The following is a 15,283-nucleotide window of genomic DNA, read 5'->3' as shown; positions in this document are numbered from 1 at the left end:
TGTCGCCGGTTACGGCTTCAGCGCGTTGACCGCGGCGTCGACGTACTGCGCCATCGACTTCGGGCCGCCGAACATCCACAGTGAACTCGGCAGCTTGCGCACCTTGCCGCCGGCCACGAACGGCAGCTTCTGCCAGATCGCGTTGCCCGCCAGCTCTTCCGCGTAGGCGTCGCCGAAGGTGTCGTTGGCCATGTACCAGAAGCGCACGTCGGGGAGCTGGGTCAGCCCTTCCACGTCGGCCTGCGCCAGCCCGTAGACCGGGTCACCCTGCATCGGCCACGGATTGGTCAGGCCGATGCGCTCGAACACCGCGGGCACCAGCGCGCCCTTCGCGAACGGCCGGATGCTGACCGTGCCGGAGGTGACGTAGGAGTCGGAGAAGGCGACCGGCTGCCCGGCCGCGCCCGCCCGCTCCACGGCCGCCTTGCCCTCGTTGATCTTGTTGTCGAACTCGGTCCGCAGCTGCGCGGCCTTGGCCTCGGTCCCGGTCGCCCTGGCGATCAGGTCCACGTTGGTGAACATCGAGCCGATCGGGTCCTTGGTGTCGCCGCCGGCGAGCACCATCACCGGGACCTTCGCCTCGATCTGCTCCAGCGCGCCTTCGGTGAGGCTGTCGGTGACCACCACGAGATCGAGGTCCAGCGAGCCGAGCGTGTCGATGCTGGGCTCACCGCGGGTGCCGATGTCCTTCGGGGTGCCGTCGAGCGGGGCCGCGCTCACCCATTGGCCGTAGCCCTGGATGTCGGACACCCCGACCGGCATGACACCGAGCGAAACCAGGTGCTCCACGGCGTTCCACTCGGTGGCCGCGACCCGCTTGGCCGGTGCGTCGAGGCGGATCTCCTTGCCGCGGGAGTCGACCACGGTGACCGGCGCGCCGGCCGCGGTGGTGGCGGTGTCGCCCGCTGGCTCCTCGGTGGTGCCGCAGCCGGCGGCGACCACCATGGCGGCCGCCGACAGCGCGATGAACGCACGGAACTTGCGCATTTGTCTCCTACTCGATGATTCGACCGGGCACGCCGGTCAGGCCGGGGCGGCGGGTACGCCCGCGCCGTTGAACCGGCCGATGGCCCGGGTGCGGATCCGTCCGTCCGGGTCGGTTTCGACCTCCACCCGGATGCCGTAGGCCCGGGTCAGGTTCGCTTCGGTGAGCACCGCGCCGGGACTGCCCTCGGCGGTGACCCGCCCGCCCTCGATCAGCAGCAGGCGGTCGGCGATGGCGGCGGCCTGGTCGAGGTCGTGCAGCACCACCCCGACGCCGACGCCGTGCTCGTCGGCGAGATCGCGGACCATGTCCAGGATCTCCACCTGGTAGCGCAGGTCCAGGAAGGTGGTCGGCTCGTCGAGCAGCAGCAGCGAGGTGTCCTGGGCGAGGCAGCTGGCCAGCCAGACGCGCTGCCCCTGGCCACCGGAGAGCGCCTGCACCGGACGGTCCGCGATGGCGGTCAGCCCGGTCAGCCGCAGCGCGCGCTCGACCGCGGCCGGGCCGCCTGGATCGCGGCCGCCCCAGCGGGTGCGGTGCGGGTGCCTGCCGAACTCGACCAGCTCCCGCACCGACAGCCCGCCCGGCGTGGTGCGGTGCTGGGAAAGCAGGGTGATCCGGCGCGCGAGTTCCCTGGTGGACAGGGCGCGCAGTTCCGCGCCGTCGTCGAAGGTGACCCCGCCGGAGGCCGGGTCGTGCAGCCGGGCCAGCGCGCGCAGCAAAGTGGACTTGCCGCTGCCGTTGGGCCCGATCAGCGCGGTGACCGCTCCGGCGCCCACGGTGACGGAAGCGGCGCGCACCACGACGTCCCGCCCGTAGGCGACGTCGATCTCGTGCGCGGAGACGCCGGCGGCGGCGCGGGGCGGGGTGTCGGACACGAGGCACACATTAAAGAGAGCCTTACCTAAGTTGCAAGACCGAGTGTCTACCGGCACACCCGATGTCCTCTGTGGAGAGTCGGGCGGAAACTCGATGGTAAGGCGGTCCGGCCCCGGCCTGGGGTGCGCGCATGACCGGGGAGAACTCCGATCCGCGCGTCACGCCGTCGAGAATGATGGGCGCGGTCTCCTGCGCCGAGCGGTGGTTGCGGGGGCACCGCCCGGCGCAGGAGGGGCGGTCAGGACAGCGTCGGGGTCTGCCAGTCCCGCCATTCCGCCAGATTTCCGGGCTTCTTGCCGGAAATCCGGATCACGCCCGCGGTGTTCCCGGTGGTCAGCAGGAACTTCTGGATGTGCTGCTGCAGCGGGGCCTGCCATTCGGTCCTGGTCGCGCAGTGGGTGCCGTTCTGGATGTCGGACCAGTAGGTGAGATTGCTCCCGGCGCCGAGTGCCTTGTAGACCTCGGCGCCACCCAGCGCGGCCACGCTGCCGGACTTCGCGGCCAGCCAGTCGATGTGCGGGTTCTCCATGACAAAGAGCCCGCGCGGCGCCACCATGCCGACCAGCTGGTGGGTGTCCACCGGCAGACCGGCCGGGTTGGAGGTGTAGGAGCCGAACGCGTCCCCGAGCCACGGCTGCTCGCCGTACGCGCTGCTCAGCGGCTGGGCGCCGCTCTCACCGGGAATACCGCGGAAGATGGGCGCGCCCGCGCTGCCCGACTCGATCGGCATGGTGAGCGCGATGCGCTGGTCGAAGGCGCCGGTGACAAAGGCGCCCTTGCCGTAGCGCGAGCAGCCGGTCACGCCCATCGCGCCGGCCTTGAGCACGTTGCCGCCGGACTGCTCGACCACGTCGATGATCCGGCTGACGCCCCAGGCCCAGGCGAGCAGCAGCCCGGTGCTGCTCGACGAGCCGTAGATGTTGTAGAACGCGCCCTGCTTGTTGTTGCGCGGTGTGCCTTCCTTGCCCACGGCGAGCGGATCGTAATTGATCACCGCGGCGCCGGCGGCCTTGATCGCGGCCGTGTCGGCGCCGAAACCGCCGATCACCACGACGGCCGGGAACGGCCCGGTGCCACTCGGCAACTCGACCTTCGCGGAGAAGCTCGCGCTCTTGCCGTTCTCGGTCACGTTGACCGTGATGCCGGTGCTGTTGACCGATCCGGTGACGCCGGCGGGTTTGCGGGGTTTCTCGCCGTAGACGTAGCGCTCGGCCAGCTTCTTGGTTTCGGCGCGATGACACCGCCACTCGGCTTTGGTGGCGACGCGGCCGCCGTTGATCTTCTTGAACGGGTCGGGCAACTTCGCGGTGGCGGGCACGGAGCCGGGCAGCGACACCGCGCAGTCAGCCCCTTCGTCCTCCACGGGCGACGCCGCCACCGCCGTTCCCGGCACCAGCGCCACCGCCACCGCCAGCACAACAACCATCGACCTGAACCGGCGCATGACCGGTCACTCCTTCCGGTTTGCTGGTGGCGGTGAAGGTCTCGAAAGTTTCGAACACATTCCCGAAACAAACTGTAAGTCTCACGGACACCACCCGTCAAGAACGACGCCTTCCGAGGCCAGGCGCGTGCCGTCCCGGGCCACGGAATCCCCAATATGGCTGCGCCGACGGCTCTCAACCCTCGACGCCCCGTGGCAGCCGAGCGGCTCCGGCTTGCTGATGTAGGTCTGATTGGCGGGCGTGGTAATGGCGAGCGTGCCGTCGGTTTCGGTGGCGTGACGCCATCCCGGCAGATCGCGGAGCTTGTGGTCCGCACGGCACAACCCGACGAGGGTCGCCGCGCCGGTTGGACAGCCGTTCTTCCAGCCTTTGCCGTTGCTGTCGCAGTGATCGAGGTCGCCGAACTGGGCAGGCCGCGTACCCCCAGGACGACGACACTCGCGATCCCTGACCCGCACCAACTCATCCAGTCCAGCCTTGGGCCGATACCGACGACGCCCCAACTCGACAACCTGCCCGCTGACCGGATCAGTGATTATCCGCTGGAATACCGTCTTGGGCCCGGCCGCGATGTCGCGCGCCAGCGACGCGGGAATCGGCCCATGCCCAGCCAGCTCAGCCGGGTGATTGCGAAGGCCCGCATAGGTGAGCGCATCGAGATACAGATACACGTGGGCCTTGACATCACCACCGAACTGCTTACCCAGCAACATATCCAGGGCCACATCAGACCGGAGCTGATCGAGGGTGCGGGGCTCATCGACAGTCTTCAGAAGACGAGCCTGACGATCCACGCAGAGGTACGCCGCGGTGACCTTCTCGACGGGCGCGTTCTCCAGGGAGAGGCCAGCTACACCGGATTCACCGTGGTGCAAATAGAAACCGCTTGCCTCGCGCCGCTGACGAACACGCTCCTCGAAACCTTCCGGATCAGCCTTCGCCACCGCCGCACCCGCCGATCGGCGGGCCGCCGCGGGATTCTTGCCGACCAACCGCCCCGCCATCACCTCATCGACAACCGGCGTCTTGTCATCATCAAGCCAGGCGGCAGCATCGTTGACAGCCACCGCCGACGCCATCGGCACGCGACCTTCCTCCACCGAGCCGAGCACCTTCGGAAAGCGATCGACCAGACCTTCCGCGCGACCGATCAGGGCATGCGCCTTGAACTTCGTCAGGCACAACGCCATGGCCAACTCCTCCGCCACGCCACGCCACGCCGACGACGCGCGAACAAAGGAAACCACCCGCCGGGCCGCCCGAGCCTCGATCCGGGCGATCTCCGCATAATCAGATTTCAAGTCGAGGAGAATCTCCTCGAGAACAAGGGATTCCATACACCAATTCTATCAAACATCTGTGCGACAATCAGCGCAATCGACTACTCCATACAGGCTAATAGGGTGTCTCGCGTGGGTTGATCTTGGCCTGCCATCGGTTCCGTGGTCGATGTGCTGTCACGGCGGTTGGTGCCGGATGAGTTGTGGGTGTTGGCCGAGCCGTTGATTCCGGGGTTCGACGCGCGGCCGCAGGATGGCGGAACGGCGCCAGTGGATGGTCGTGCGGTGTTCACCGCGATTGTGTTCGTGTTGACCAGCGGTTGTTCGTGGCGGTTGTTGCCACCGTCCTTCGGGGTCACGGTCCCGACCGCGCATCGCCGGTTCACCGAATGGACCAAAGCTGGTCTCTGGCGTCGGCTGCACCACGCCGTGCTGGATGAACTGGGCAGCCAGGGCTGATCGACTGGTCTCGCGCGGTCCTGGACGGCGCCGCGCTCAGAGCCAGGAAAGGGGATCTCTGACCGGTCCGAATCCGGTGGATCGCGGTGAGCCCGGCTCGAAGATCCACGTGCTGTCCGGTCGAGCAGGCGTGCCGCTGTCGCTGGCCGTGTCCGCTGCCAACACCAACGATGCCTACGCCCTCAAACCCCTGATTCCGGGCGATTCCCGCGATCAAATCCCGACGGGGACCGCGTCGACGCAAGCCCGGCAAGCCGCACGCCGACAAGGCATACGACAACGCCGACCTGCGCAAGTGGGTCCGCAATCACGGCATCACCGGCCGGATCTCGCAAGGGGTCGAGACCAGCAAGAAGCTCGGCAAGCACCGATGGGTGATCGAACGCTCAAACGCCTGGCTGTTCGGCTGTCGCCGACTCACCATCCGATACGAGCGCAAAGCCAGCCACTTCAATGCCTTCCTCACCCTCGCAGCCACATGAGACACCCTCTAGCCGAAGCCTGGCAGCAAACAGCGCCCCGCCACCCAAACCCTCCCCATCCCCGGTCCACAGCCAAAACACTAAGAAACCGGGGTGGCGGCCCCCGTCTCACAACGAAGCGCCTCCACAAACAACAAGTGTCTGCCCAGTAATAGAAGACCCATCAGAACCCAGCAGAAACGCGACAAGCGCAGCAACCTCACCAGGCGTAACCAACCGCCCCAGCGGCGGCACCCGAACCGGAGTCGAAACACGCCCGGGATCAAGCAACATCGGAGTATCCGTCGGCCCGGGCGCCACCACATTCACCGTGACCCGCCGCGGGGCCAATTCCGCGGCCCAAGACCGAGCCAAAGCCGACAAGGCAGCCTTCGTCGCCGCATACTGGCTCTTACCCGGAACGCCCACCATCGTCCGGCTGCCGATCAGGACAACGCGCCCACCATCCACCAACCGCTCGGACAACGAACTGACCAACACCTCAGCCGCCGAAACATGCACCGCCCACATCCGCGCACCATCTTCGGCGGACAAAGAGGACAACGGAGCCGAGCGCTGCAACCCGGCCGCGTGCACCACAGCGTCCACATCGGACACCGCGGCCAACAGAGACCGAAACTCCCCAGCCAAATCCGCCCGAATCCACTCAGCCCGCGAATCCGGCTCAGACCGGCACAACGCCGTGACCCGCCACCCGTCGTCCAGCAACCGCCCGGTCACCGCAGCGCCGATCCCGGAGCTGGCCCCTGTGACGACAGCGTGCCTACGGGGCGACGACAACATCGACTCCCTTGGCACGGAACGGTTCCAGTTCCTCCTCCGTGGCCGCCGAGTCGGTCACCAGCGTCCACCGCCGCGGCATCGGGGCCCAAGCGTGGAACGGGCGCCGACCGAGCTTCGCGGCGTGCACCAGCAGGTACACGTGATCGCCCCGCCGCGCCATCAGTTCCTTGAGCCGGGTCTGCCGGATGTCCGCCTCGCAGATCCCGTCCTCGGCCGTCACCCCGTCGGCCCCAAGGAAAACCCGGTCGAAGGTGCGCCTTTCCAGCGCGGTCTCGGCGAGCGGCCCGATGAACCCGAGGCTCTGCGGCCGGAGCACGCCGCCCAGGCATTCGACCGTCACCGAATCCGACGAGGCCAGCTCCTGCAACGCCGTCATCCCGGTGGTCACCACGGTCAGCGCCGGGGCACCGCGCAGTTCGTGCGCCAGCGCGCCGGTGGTCGTGCCCGCGTCGAGCAGCACCGTCTCCCCCGCGCCGATCTGACGCGCCGCCCACCGCGCGATGGACCGCTTCGCCTCGAACTCCTCACCGACCCGCTGGCGCAGGCTGGCTTCCGGGTGCGCGACGATCGCCATCGCGCCGCCGTAGGTGCGGGCGAGCGCGCCCGACTGCTCCAGCTGGGCGAGGTCACGCCGGATGGTCGAGGCGGTCACCCCGAAGTGCGCGGACAGCTCGTCCACGTTGGCCAGCCCGGTGGTGGTGGCCAGCCGGACGATCGCCTCCCGGCGGAGTTCGGATTCGCGGGGCACTCGCTCGTCCCTTTCAGCTGACGGAGACCGGCGCCAGTTCGGCGGCCTGGCGCAACGCCTCGATCATGCTACCGACCTCCGCGGTACCGGTCCCGGCGATGTCGAACGCCGTGCCGTGGTCGACCGAGGTCCGGATCACCGGCAGGCCCACGGTGATGTTCACCCCGGCCTCGATGCCGAGCACCTTGACCGGCCCGTGGCCCTGGTCGTGGTACATCGCCACGATCAGGTCGTAGTCCCCGCGCCCGGCCAGGAAGAACGCGGTGTCCGCGGGCAGCGGGCCACGCGCGTCGATGCCGTCGGCACGCAGTTTCTCCAGCGCCGGTTCGATCTTCTCCGCTTCCTCACCCGCGCCGAACAGCCCGTTCTCGCCCGCGTGCGGGTTGATCGCGCACACGCCGATGACCGGCGCGGCCACCCCGGCGGCGCGCATCGCCTGGTGCCCGCGCCGGACGGTCCGCTCGACGAGGCCGGGCTCGATCCGCGCGATGGCGTCGATCAAGCCGATGTGCGTGGTCACGTGGATGACCTTGACCTTGGGCGTGGACAGCATCATCGACACCTCCTCGGTGCCGGTCAGCGCGGCCAGCATCTCGGTGTGCCCCGGGTACAGGTGCCCGGCCGCGTGCAGCGCCTCCTTGTTCAGCGGTGCCGTGCAGATCGCCTGCACCGCACCATCCAGCGCCAGCTCGGCGGCGACCCGGACGTACTGGTAGGCCGCCTCCCCCGCGACCGGGCTGAGCTTTCCCCACGGCAGGTCGGCCGGCAGCAGCCCGAGATCGACGACCTCGATGCGACCGTGTTCGAAACGGGCGTCGGCGGGCGAATCGACGGGCACCACCTCGACGGTCACGCCGAGCAGCTTCGCGGCTTCCCGCAGCCGCCGCGCGTCCCCGATCACCACCGGGCGGCAGCGCTTGTACACCGACGGGTCGGCGAGCGCGCCGGCGATGACCTCGGGACCGATCCCGGCTCCGTCTCCCATGGTGACGGCGATGACGGGCAGGTTCGAACTCACAGGGCCTCCTGGGGATCGCGGATGACGGAGATGGCGGGTGATCGCGAGCAGGCTGTCCTGGCCGCCGTGGCTGCCGGGCCGCGTCACGATTTCGATGCCGGTGTCGGTGCGCGCGTGCACCGCGCCGGGGTGGACCTGCCCGAGCAGGTCGAGGCGGGTCACGCCGAGCGCGTCGAGCACCCGGCGCGCGGTTTCGCCGCCGGTGAGCGCGAGCCGCGCCCCGCGGGGCAATTTCTGGACGGTGGTTGCGAGATGCGCGGTGAGCGCGCGGCTTCGCGCGGGATCGAGCGGCCCGGGACGCACGGTCAGCACCGCCCGGCCCCCGGCCAGGTCGACCACGACGTCCTCGAGCGTGCCCGGGTCCACTTCGACAACGGGAACGCCGTCGTCGGCGAGGAGTTCCACCTGTCGGCGCGCACTCGGTTCCGCCGAGCCGACCACAACCAGCACCGGCGCCGGGGCGGGAGCACGAGCCGGGGGCACCACCCGAGGAAGCTGCCTGCCGAAAGCGGCGGCGAGACCGGCCGAGCCGACCGCAGCCACGTCGGGGAACGACCGCGCGGCCGCGGCCAGCAGATCGAGATCGGCGTCCGTTTCCGCGTCGCACACGGCGATCTCACCGGTTCGCGCGATCTCGGCGAGGAACTCCGGCAGCGCGGCCGAGCGGACCGCCGACAAGTCCACAAAGGACACCGAAAGGTCGCCGAGCGCTTCGGCGACGGTGGCCGGCCGGTGTTCACCGGGCCCAGGAACGGCACCGGCGAACACCACGCGACCGTGCACGGTGGCACGCCCCGCGACCGGCAGCGCGGGCGTGCACACCACGAGCCCGGCACGCACGTCGCGGATTCCGCGCACCATCGCGGCGACGTTCCCGCGCAACAGCGAATCGATCTTGAGGAAGAGCGGCCCCGGCGCACGGGCGGCGTCACGAACGGCGAGGCGCGCGGCCGCCGGATCCACTTGGCGGAGGTCGAGGTCCACTACGCCCGATTCCTGCGCGAAACGCGCAAGATGAACCGAGGGCATTCGCAGCGCCAGGGCGGCTTCCGCAGCCCCGCTGAGATCGTCTGCTAAGGCCAGGCGCATCTGGACGTCACCTCCTCACGGATCTTCTTGCGCGAATCACGCTATCGGTATTGCGCATATCGCGCAACCGTGTCAGTGTGTCGCAGCAACAGGTCCTCCACGGGCGACGGCGCCCGCGGGTATCGGAGGTTCCAGATGCAGACAGTGCTGTCGCACAGCGCGCTCTCCCGCAGAACACTGCTCAAAGCCTTCGGGGGTGCGGTCGCGGCGGGTGCGCTCGGCGGGTGCGCCGGTCCCACCGGCGGTCCCCCGCCGGGCGCGGTCACCCTCGGGCTCAACCGCTCGCTCGTTTCGCTCGACAACAAGCTCAACCAGTTCGACGCCGCCGTCACCGTGCAGCGCGCGGTGCGCCAGGCGCTGACCCGGATCGGCCCGGAGCTGACCCCGGTGCCGGTGCTGGCCGACCGCTTCGAGCTGACCGCGCCGACACAGTGGACGGTCCGGCTGCGCGAGGGCATCCGCTACTCCGACGGCTCCCCCGTCACAGTGGCCGATGTGGACACCGCGCTGAAGATGTACCAGCAGGTCAACGGTTCCTTCCTGGCCGCGTTCTTCCACGAGTGGCCGGAGGTGGTCCAGCTCGACGAACGCACCTTCACCCTGGAGACCGAGCACCCGCTGCCGGTGCTCGACTACCTGATGGCGAACATCCTGCTCACCCCGGCCGCGGCGAACGTGCCGGAGGAACTGCAGACCGGCGTGGGCACCGGCCCGTACGTGGTCACCGAGTCGAACCGCGGCACCGGCGACTACACCTTGCGCCGCAACGAGAACTACTGGGGCCCGCGGCCGCGCGTGGAGCAGGTCCGGGTCCGGTTCGTGCCCGAGGAGTCGAGCCGGGTGGTGTCGCTGCGCTCCGGTGAGCTGGACCTGATCGACACGATCACACCCGACTCCGCCGAGCAACTGCGCGGCCTCAAGGACATCCGTATCGACCAGGTGCGGGGCACCCGGATCAACCAGCTCTTCTACAACTTCCGCAAACCACCGGACCATCCGCTGGCCAAACCGGCCGTGCGCCAGGCGCTTTCCCTCGCGGTCGACGGGGACCGGCTGGCCGGGGACATCCTGTCCGGCTCGGTCACCCCGGCCACCGGCCCGGTCGCCGAGACGCTCAACGGCGCCGTCGCGTGCGGCACCTACGCCTACGATCCCCGGCGCGCCAAGCAGATGCTCGAAGCCGAGGGCATCAACGACGGCGACCTGAAGCTCACCCTGATCTGGGAATCCGGCGAGTTCGCCGGTGACACCAGCGTGATGGAGGCCGTCGTGCAGATGCTCGGCGAGGTCGGCGTGCAGGTGGCGCTACGGCAGTTCGAACCGGGCGGCGACATCTCCAGCTGGCGGCAGGGCCGCGCCGGGGACTGGGACATTCTCGGCAACGGGTACGCCTCCCCGGTCGGCGCGGCCTTGCCCATCCTGCAAGGGATGTACGGCGGCACGCCGGAACGCGAGCAGACCCGCGACACCTACCAGGGCTACGTCAACACCGAGGTGATCGCGTTGCTGGAGCAGGCCTACGCCGAGGTCGACGCGCCGAAACGGCAGGAGGTCACCGCGCGCGTGCAGCAGGTCATCTGGGATTCCTGGCCGTGCATGTGGGCGTTCGTGCCGAACTCGCTGCTGGCCTACCGGACGCGGGTGGCCGACGTGGCGCTGGAAGCCACGAACTCCTACGACCTCTCGCGCATCGCTCTGGAGGCGTGAGGTGACCACCTACATCCTCAAACGACTCGGCCAGAGCGTCCTTGTCGTCCTGCTGACCGTGTCCACGGTCTTCGTGCTGATCCGGATGGCGCCGGGTGATCCGGCGACCGCCTTCGCCGCGCCGAACGCCACCGTCGAGGACCTCGCGCTGATCCGCGCGCAACTGGGGCTCGACGGGTCGATCGCGTCGCAGTACTTCACCTTCCTCGGCCAGTTGTTCACCGGCGACCTCGGCACGTCGTACTCGTTCCGCGCGCCCGCTTTCGACGTGGTGCTCGACCGCGTGCCGTACACCATCACGCTCGCGCTGGCGGCGATCGGGCTGACCGCCGTGGTCGCGCTGCCGCTGGGCATCTGGATGGCCCGCCGCGCCGACACCGCGCGGGAGACCGGCGCGAACATCGCCGGCGTCGCCGCGCAGTCCATGCCGGAGTTCTGGAGCGGCGTCATGCTGCTCACCGTTTTCTCCGTGCTCATCCCGATCCTGCCCTCGTCCGGGTTCACCACCTGGGGCGGGCTGGTGCTGCCCGCGATCACCGTGGCGCTGCTCCAGGTCGCGTTGATCTCCCGGCTGGTCCGCCGCGAGATGGTCACCAACCTGACCGCGCCGTATGTGACCGTGGCCCGCGCGCACGGCATTCCCGAACGCCGCCTGGTTTGGGGATACGCGCTGGGCAACTCGGCGATCCCGGTGCTCACCGCGCTGGGCACCCGCTTCGCCGCGATGCTCAACGGTGTCGTGGTGGTGGAGGTCGTCTTCTCCTGGCCGGGGGTCGGTTCGCTCGTGGTGCGCGCGCTGGAAACCCGCGACTACCCGCTGATCCAGGCCACCGTGCTGGTCACCGCCGCGCTGGCGATCCTGGCCCAGCTCCTGATCGACCTGATCTACCCGCTGCTCGATCCGCGGGTCCGTCTGGGAAAGGCGACGGCGCGATGACCACCACCGAAACCCGTCCCAGCCGCGTCACCGCGCGCCAGTTGCGCGACGCCGGGGTCACCCGCCGCTCCCGCGCGGCCAGGGCCAAGATCCGGATCGGCGCGGCGCTGACCGCGCTCGTCGTGCTGCCGGTCGCACTGGCCGACCTGCTGCCCCTTCCCGACGCCAACCAGCAGAACCTGGGCGAGCGGCGGCTGCCGCCGCTGACCGGCGGGCACCTGTTCGGCACCGACCAGCTCGGCCGCGACATGCTGGCCAGGGTGCTCGACGGCGGTCAGGTCTCGGTGCTGATCGGGGTGCTGGCCGTGCTCGTCTCCGGGCTGATCGGGCTGGCCGCCGGTGCCGCCGCCGGCTACTTCGGCGGCTGGGTGGACGCGGTGGTCTCGCGGTTGCTCGAAGCCCAGATGTCCTTGCCGCTGCTGATGATGCTGTTGCTGGTGGTGGCCCTGTTCGGCCCGTCGGTACCGGTGATCACCACGGTCATCGCGATCGCGCAGTGGCCGGAGGTGGCCCGGCTGACCAGGTCGATGGTGCTGGTCGAACGCGAGAAGCCGTACGTGGACGCGGCCCGCACGCTCGGGCTGACCCATCCCGGCGTGCTGTTCCGCCACGTGGTGCCGAACGTGGTGCGCCAGACCAGCCTGGTGGTGCTCCTGCTGCTGGCGCAGGCGGTGCTGCTGGAAAGCGCGCTGAGCTACCTGGGCGCCGGGCCGGAGCGCCCGTTCGCCACCTGGGGACGGCTGATCTCCGACGGCCAGGACTACGTGACCACCTCGTGGTGGCTGGTCACCCTGCCCGGCCTGGTGATCGTGCTGCTGGTGGTCGGCGTGAACCTGCTCGGCGACGGGCTGCGAGATCGGCGGGGCCGCGGCCGGAAGGGAGCGAGCGCATGAGCAGGCTGGTGGATCTCGAGGACTTTCAGATCGAACTGGTCACCGACCGCGGGGTGGTCCGCGCGGTGGACGGGATCTCGCTGCACGTCGATCCCGGGGAGACGGTGACGCTGATCGGCGAGTCCGGCTCGGGCAAGTCGACCACGGCGATGGGCCTGCTGCGATTGCTGCCGCCGGACCTGGCCGTGCTGTCCGGCAAGGCGCTGCTGGCCGGGCACGACGTGGTGGCCGATCCGGCGGCGGTGACCGGCCTGCGCGGCCGGGTCGCCGGGCTGATCCCGCAGGACCCGATGACCGCGCTGAGCCCGGTGCAGACGATCGGGCGCAGGCTCGCCGAACTGGTGCGCCTGCGGCACGGCGGCAGCCGCCGCGAAGCCCGCGTGAAGGCACGGGAACTGCTGGAACAGGTCCACGTACCCGATCCGGAACGGCTGCTCGACCGCTACCCGCACCAGCTCTCCGGCGGGTTGCAGCAACGCGTGCTGATCGCCTGCGCGCTGGCGGGCGAACCCTCGCTGCTGGTCGCCGACGAGCCGACCAGCGCGCTCGACGTGACCGTGCAGGCGGGCGTGCTGGACCTGCTGATGGAACTGCAGGAGCGGACCGGGGTGGCGATCCTGATGATCACCCACGACCTCGGCGTGGCGCGCCTGGTGTCCGACCGGGTGCACGTGATGCGCGAGGGGCGGTTCGTCGAAAGCGGCGAGGTCGAACAGGTCGTGCACGCGCCGGTCCACCCGTACCCGAAGCAGTTGCTGGCGGCCGTGCCGCGGCTCGCCCCGAAGGAGGTGCGGGCGTGACCGAGATCCTGCGCGTGGAAGACCTGGTCGTCGAGTTCCCCGGCAAGGCGGGCCGGAAGTTCCGGGCGGTGTCCGGGGTCGGCTTCGAGCTGGGACGCGGCCGGACGGTCGGCATCGTCGGCGAGTCCGGCTGCGGCAAGAGCACCATCGCCCGCAGCATCGTCCGGCTGCAGCGGCCCACTTCCGGACGCATCCTGCTGGACGGCACCGACATCACCCACCTGTCCGAACGGCGGCTGCGGCCGCTGCGCGCCAGGGTGCAGATGATCTTCCAGGACCCGTACGCCTCGCTCGACCCGCACCTGACCGCGGGCGAGATCGTCGGCGAACCGCTGAAGCTGCGCGGAACGCGCGCACCGGCCGAACGCCGCCGCCTCGCCAAGGAGTTGCTGGAGCGCGTCGAACTGCCGGAAAGCGCGCTGGACCGGCGGCCCGCCGAGTTCTCCGGCGGGCAGCGCCAGCGCATCGGCATCGCGCGTGCCCTGGCCTGCCGCCCGGACGTGCTGGTCTGCGACGAGGCGACCAGCGCGCTCGACGTGTCGGTGCAGGCCCAGGTGCTCGCGCTGCTCAAGAACATCCAGGCCGAGACCGGCGTGGCGTACCTGGTCATCTCGCACAACCTCGGCGTGGTGCGCGAGCTGGCCGACGAGGTGCTGGTGATGCGCCGCGGCGAGGTCGTCGAACACGGCCCCGCCGAGCGGGTGCTCACCGCACCGGAAGCCGGGTACACCCGCGCGCTGCGGGACGCGGCACTGGATCCGGCGGCCATCACCGGCCGCAAACCCCGGCACCTGCTGGCCGCCATCGGTGCCACCGCAACGGAGAGGAACCCATGACACCCAGGCTGGTTCTCGGCACGATGACCTTCGGCGACACCGTCTCCGCGGCCGACGCGGAGAAGATGCTGGACGCCGCGCTCGACGCCGGGATCACCGACGTCGACACGGCGAACGGCTACGCGAAGGGCACCACCGAGGAACTGCTCGCCCCGCTGATCGCGTCCCGCCGCGACCGGATCCGCCTGGCCACCAAGGCGGGCATGCCGCACCCGGACGCGGGCGAGCACTCGCCGCTGTCCCCCGCCGGGCTCCGGTCCAGTGTGGACGGCAGCCTGCGCCGCCTCGGCGTGGACCACCTCGACCTGTTCTACCTGCACCAGCCCGACCGCGCGGCCCGCTTCGAGGACACCCTGTCCACCGTCGCCGAACTGGTCGAGGCGGGCAAGATCCGGCAGCTGGGCGTGTCGAACTTCGCCGCCTGGCAGATCGTCGAGCTGAACCGGGTGGCCGACGAGATCGGCGCGCCGCGGCCGGTTCTCGCGCAGCAGCTGTACAACCTGCTGGCGCGGCGGATCGACGAGGAGTACGCGGCGATGGCGGCCGCGACCGGGCTCGAGACGATGGTCTACAACCCGCTCGGCGGCGGCCTGCTCACCGGCAGGCACCGGTTCGACAGCGACCCGGCGTCCGGCCGGTTCGGTGATTCCGTGCTGGCCGAGATGTACCGGAAGCGCTACTGGGACGCGCAGTTGTTCGAGGCGGTCGAAGCGCTGGCCGCGATCGCCGACGGCGCCGGGATCCCGCTGACCGAACTGGCGCTGCGCTGGCTGCTGTCGCGGCCCGTGGTGGACGCGGTGCTGCTCGGCGCTTCCAAGCTCGACCACCTCATCTCGAACATCGAGTCGATCGGCCGCGGTCCCCTGCCTGAAGACGTCGTCGCCGCGTGTGACGAAGTGGGCGCGCGGCTGCGTGGCCCGATGCCCGCCTACAACCGCTGAGAAC

Annotated in this window: 13 protein-coding genes and 1 pseudogene; 7 read left to right on the top strand and 7 right to left on the bottom strand. The window is 69.9% G+C overall.

Translation table 11 applies throughout. The features are described 5' to 3' along the window. Positions 1-9 precede the first annotated feature (9 nt). The 4 genes from YIM_RS17030 to YIM_RS17015 all read right to left on the bottom strand — a co-directional run bounded on the left by YIM_RS17030 (position 10) and on the right by YIM_RS17015 (position 4,643). Positions 10-987, bottom strand: coding sequence for an iron-siderophore ABC transporter substrate-binding protein (locus YIM_RS17030; protein ID WP_153031287.1), 978 nt, complete (start codon positions 985-987; stop codon positions 10-12). Positions 988-1,023: 36 nt separating this feature from the next. Next, on the bottom strand, positions 1,024-1,860 hold the full coding sequence (locus YIM_RS17025) for an ABC transporter ATP-binding protein (protein WP_153031286.1): 837 nt from the start codon (positions 1,858-1,860) through the stop codon (positions 1,024-1,026). Between the two features lie 239 nt (positions 1,861-2,099). Continuing rightward, positions 2,100-3,305 carry a cellulose-binding protein gene (locus YIM_RS17020; protein ID WP_228004789.1) on the bottom strand — a complete coding sequence of 402 codons (1,206 nt, stop codon included), beginning with the start codon at positions 3,303-3,305 and terminating at the stop codon, positions 2,100-2,102. A gap of 81 nt (positions 3,306-3,386) precedes the next feature. Further along, positions 3,387-4,643, bottom strand: a complete 1,257-nt coding sequence (locus YIM_RS17015; RefSeq protein WP_153031285.1) for a DUF222 domain-containing protein — start codon at positions 4,641-4,643, stop codon at positions 3,387-3,389. A 105-nt stretch (positions 4,644-4,748) separates the two neighbouring features. Here YIM_RS17015 and YIM_RS17010 point away from each other — a divergent pair. Continuing rightward, a pseudogene (locus YIM_RS17010) lies at positions 4,749-5,527 on the top strand (IS5 family transposase). A 108-nt stretch (positions 5,528-5,635) separates the two neighbouring features. On the opposite strand, the gene YIM_RS17005 reads toward YIM_RS17010, so the two are convergent. From YIM_RS17005 to pdxA, 3 genes are read right to left on the bottom strand one after another with little or no spacing between them, the layout of a single operon-like run. Then, positions 5,636-6,310: an SDR family NAD(P)-dependent oxidoreductase gene (locus YIM_RS17005; protein WP_153031284.1), complete on the bottom strand. Its 675-nt coding sequence runs from the start codon at positions 6,308-6,310 to the stop codon at positions 5,636-5,638. Further along, positions 6,291-7,058: a DeoR/GlpR family DNA-binding transcription regulator gene (locus tag YIM_RS17000; RefSeq protein WP_153031283.1), complete on the bottom strand. Its 768-nt coding sequence runs from the start codon at positions 7,056-7,058 to the stop codon at positions 6,291-6,293. Before YIM_RS17000 ends, YIM_RS17005 begins: the two co-directional genes overlap by 20 nt. Positions 7,059-7,071: 13 nt before the next feature. Beyond that, positions 7,072-9,165, bottom strand: a complete 2,094-nt coding sequence (pdxA, locus tag YIM_RS16995; protein ID WP_153031282.1) for a 4-hydroxythreonine-4-phosphate dehydrogenase PdxA — start codon at positions 9,163-9,165, stop codon at positions 7,072-7,074. Positions 9,166-9,300: 135 nt separating this feature from the next. Between pdxA and YIM_RS16990 the strand changes: the two genes are divergently transcribed. The 6 genes from YIM_RS16990 to YIM_RS16965 are packed head-to-tail and all read left to right on the top strand — an operon-like array spanning position 9,301 to position 15,279. Then, complete coding sequence (locus YIM_RS16990) at positions 9,301-10,872, top strand: ABC transporter substrate-binding protein (RefSeq protein WP_153031281.1); 1,572 nt, start codon at positions 9,301-9,303, stop codon at positions 10,870-10,872. A 1-nt stretch (position 10,873) separates the two neighbouring features. After that, entirely contained in the window at positions 10,874-11,809 is a 936-nt protein-coding gene (locus tag YIM_RS16985; RefSeq protein ID WP_153031280.1) for an ABC transporter permease, read from the top strand. Then, positions 11,806-12,702 carry an ABC transporter permease gene (locus YIM_RS16980; RefSeq protein ID WP_153031279.1) on the top strand — a complete coding sequence of 299 codons (897 nt, stop codon included), beginning with the start codon at positions 11,806-11,808 and terminating at the stop codon, positions 12,700-12,702. The genes YIM_RS16985 and YIM_RS16980 overlap by 4 nt, the downstream gene beginning before the upstream one ends. Continuing rightward, complete coding sequence (locus tag YIM_RS16975; protein WP_153031278.1) at positions 12,699-13,502, top strand: ABC transporter ATP-binding protein; 804 nt, start codon at positions 12,699-12,701, stop codon at positions 13,500-13,502. Before YIM_RS16980 ends, YIM_RS16975 begins: the two co-directional genes overlap by 4 nt. Beyond that, a complete protein-coding gene (locus YIM_RS16970) occupies positions 13,499-14,338 on the top strand; it encodes an ABC transporter ATP-binding protein (RefSeq protein ID WP_153031277.1) in 840 nt (279 codons plus the stop codon). Before YIM_RS16975 ends, YIM_RS16970 begins: the two co-directional genes overlap by 4 nt. After that, entirely contained in the window at positions 14,335-15,279 is a 945-nt protein-coding gene (locus tag YIM_RS16965) for an aldo/keto reductase (RefSeq protein ID WP_153031276.1), read from the top strand. Before YIM_RS16970 ends, YIM_RS16965 begins: the two co-directional genes overlap by 4 nt. Positions 15,280-15,283 lie beyond the last annotated feature (4 nt).

Origin of the sequence: Amycolatopsis sp. YIM 10, from assembly GCF_009429145.1 — a bacterium.
GTDB lineage: Bacteria > Actinomycetota > Actinomycetes > Mycobacteriales > Pseudonocardiaceae > Amycolatopsis.
The sequence above is the reverse complement of the archived record's forward strand: the minus strand, read 5'-3'. Positions and strand labels throughout refer to the sequence as shown.

Bases quoted from the DNA above. Each gene is read 5' to 3' on its own strand.
- YIM_RS17030 (WP_153031287.1), bottom strand. From the start codon at position 987: ATGCGCAAGTTCCGTGCGTTCATCGCGCTGTCGGCGGCCGCCATGGTG.
- YIM_RS17020 (WP_228004789.1), bottom strand. From the start codon at position 3,305: ATGCGCCGGTTCAGGTCGATGGTTGTTGTGCTGGCGGTGGCGGTGGCG.
- YIM_RS17015 (WP_153031285.1), bottom strand. From the start codon at position 4,643: ATGGAATCCCTTGTTCTCGAGGAGATTCTCCTCGACTTGAAATCTGAT.
- YIM_RS17005 (WP_153031284.1), bottom strand. From the start codon at position 6,310: ATGTTGTCGTCGCCCCGTAGGCACGCTGTCGTCACAGGGGCCAGCTCC.
- pdxA (WP_153031282.1), bottom strand. From the start codon at position 9,165: ATGCGCCTGGCCTTAGCAGACGATCTCAGCGGGGCTGCGGAAGCCGCC.
- YIM_RS16990 (WP_153031281.1), top strand. From the start codon at position 9,301: ATGCAGACAGTGCTGTCGCACAGCGCGCTCTCCCGCAGAACACTGCTC.
- YIM_RS16980 (WP_153031279.1), top strand. From the start codon at position 11,806: ATGACCACCACCGAAACCCGTCCCAGCCGCGTCACCGCGCGCCAGTTG.
- YIM_RS16975 (WP_153031278.1), top strand. From the start codon at position 12,699: ATGAGCAGGCTGGTGGATCTCGAGGACTTTCAGATCGAACTGGTCACC.
- YIM_RS16965 (WP_153031276.1), top strand. From the start codon at position 14,335: ATGACACCCAGGCTGGTTCTCGGCACGATGACCTTCGGCGACACCGTC.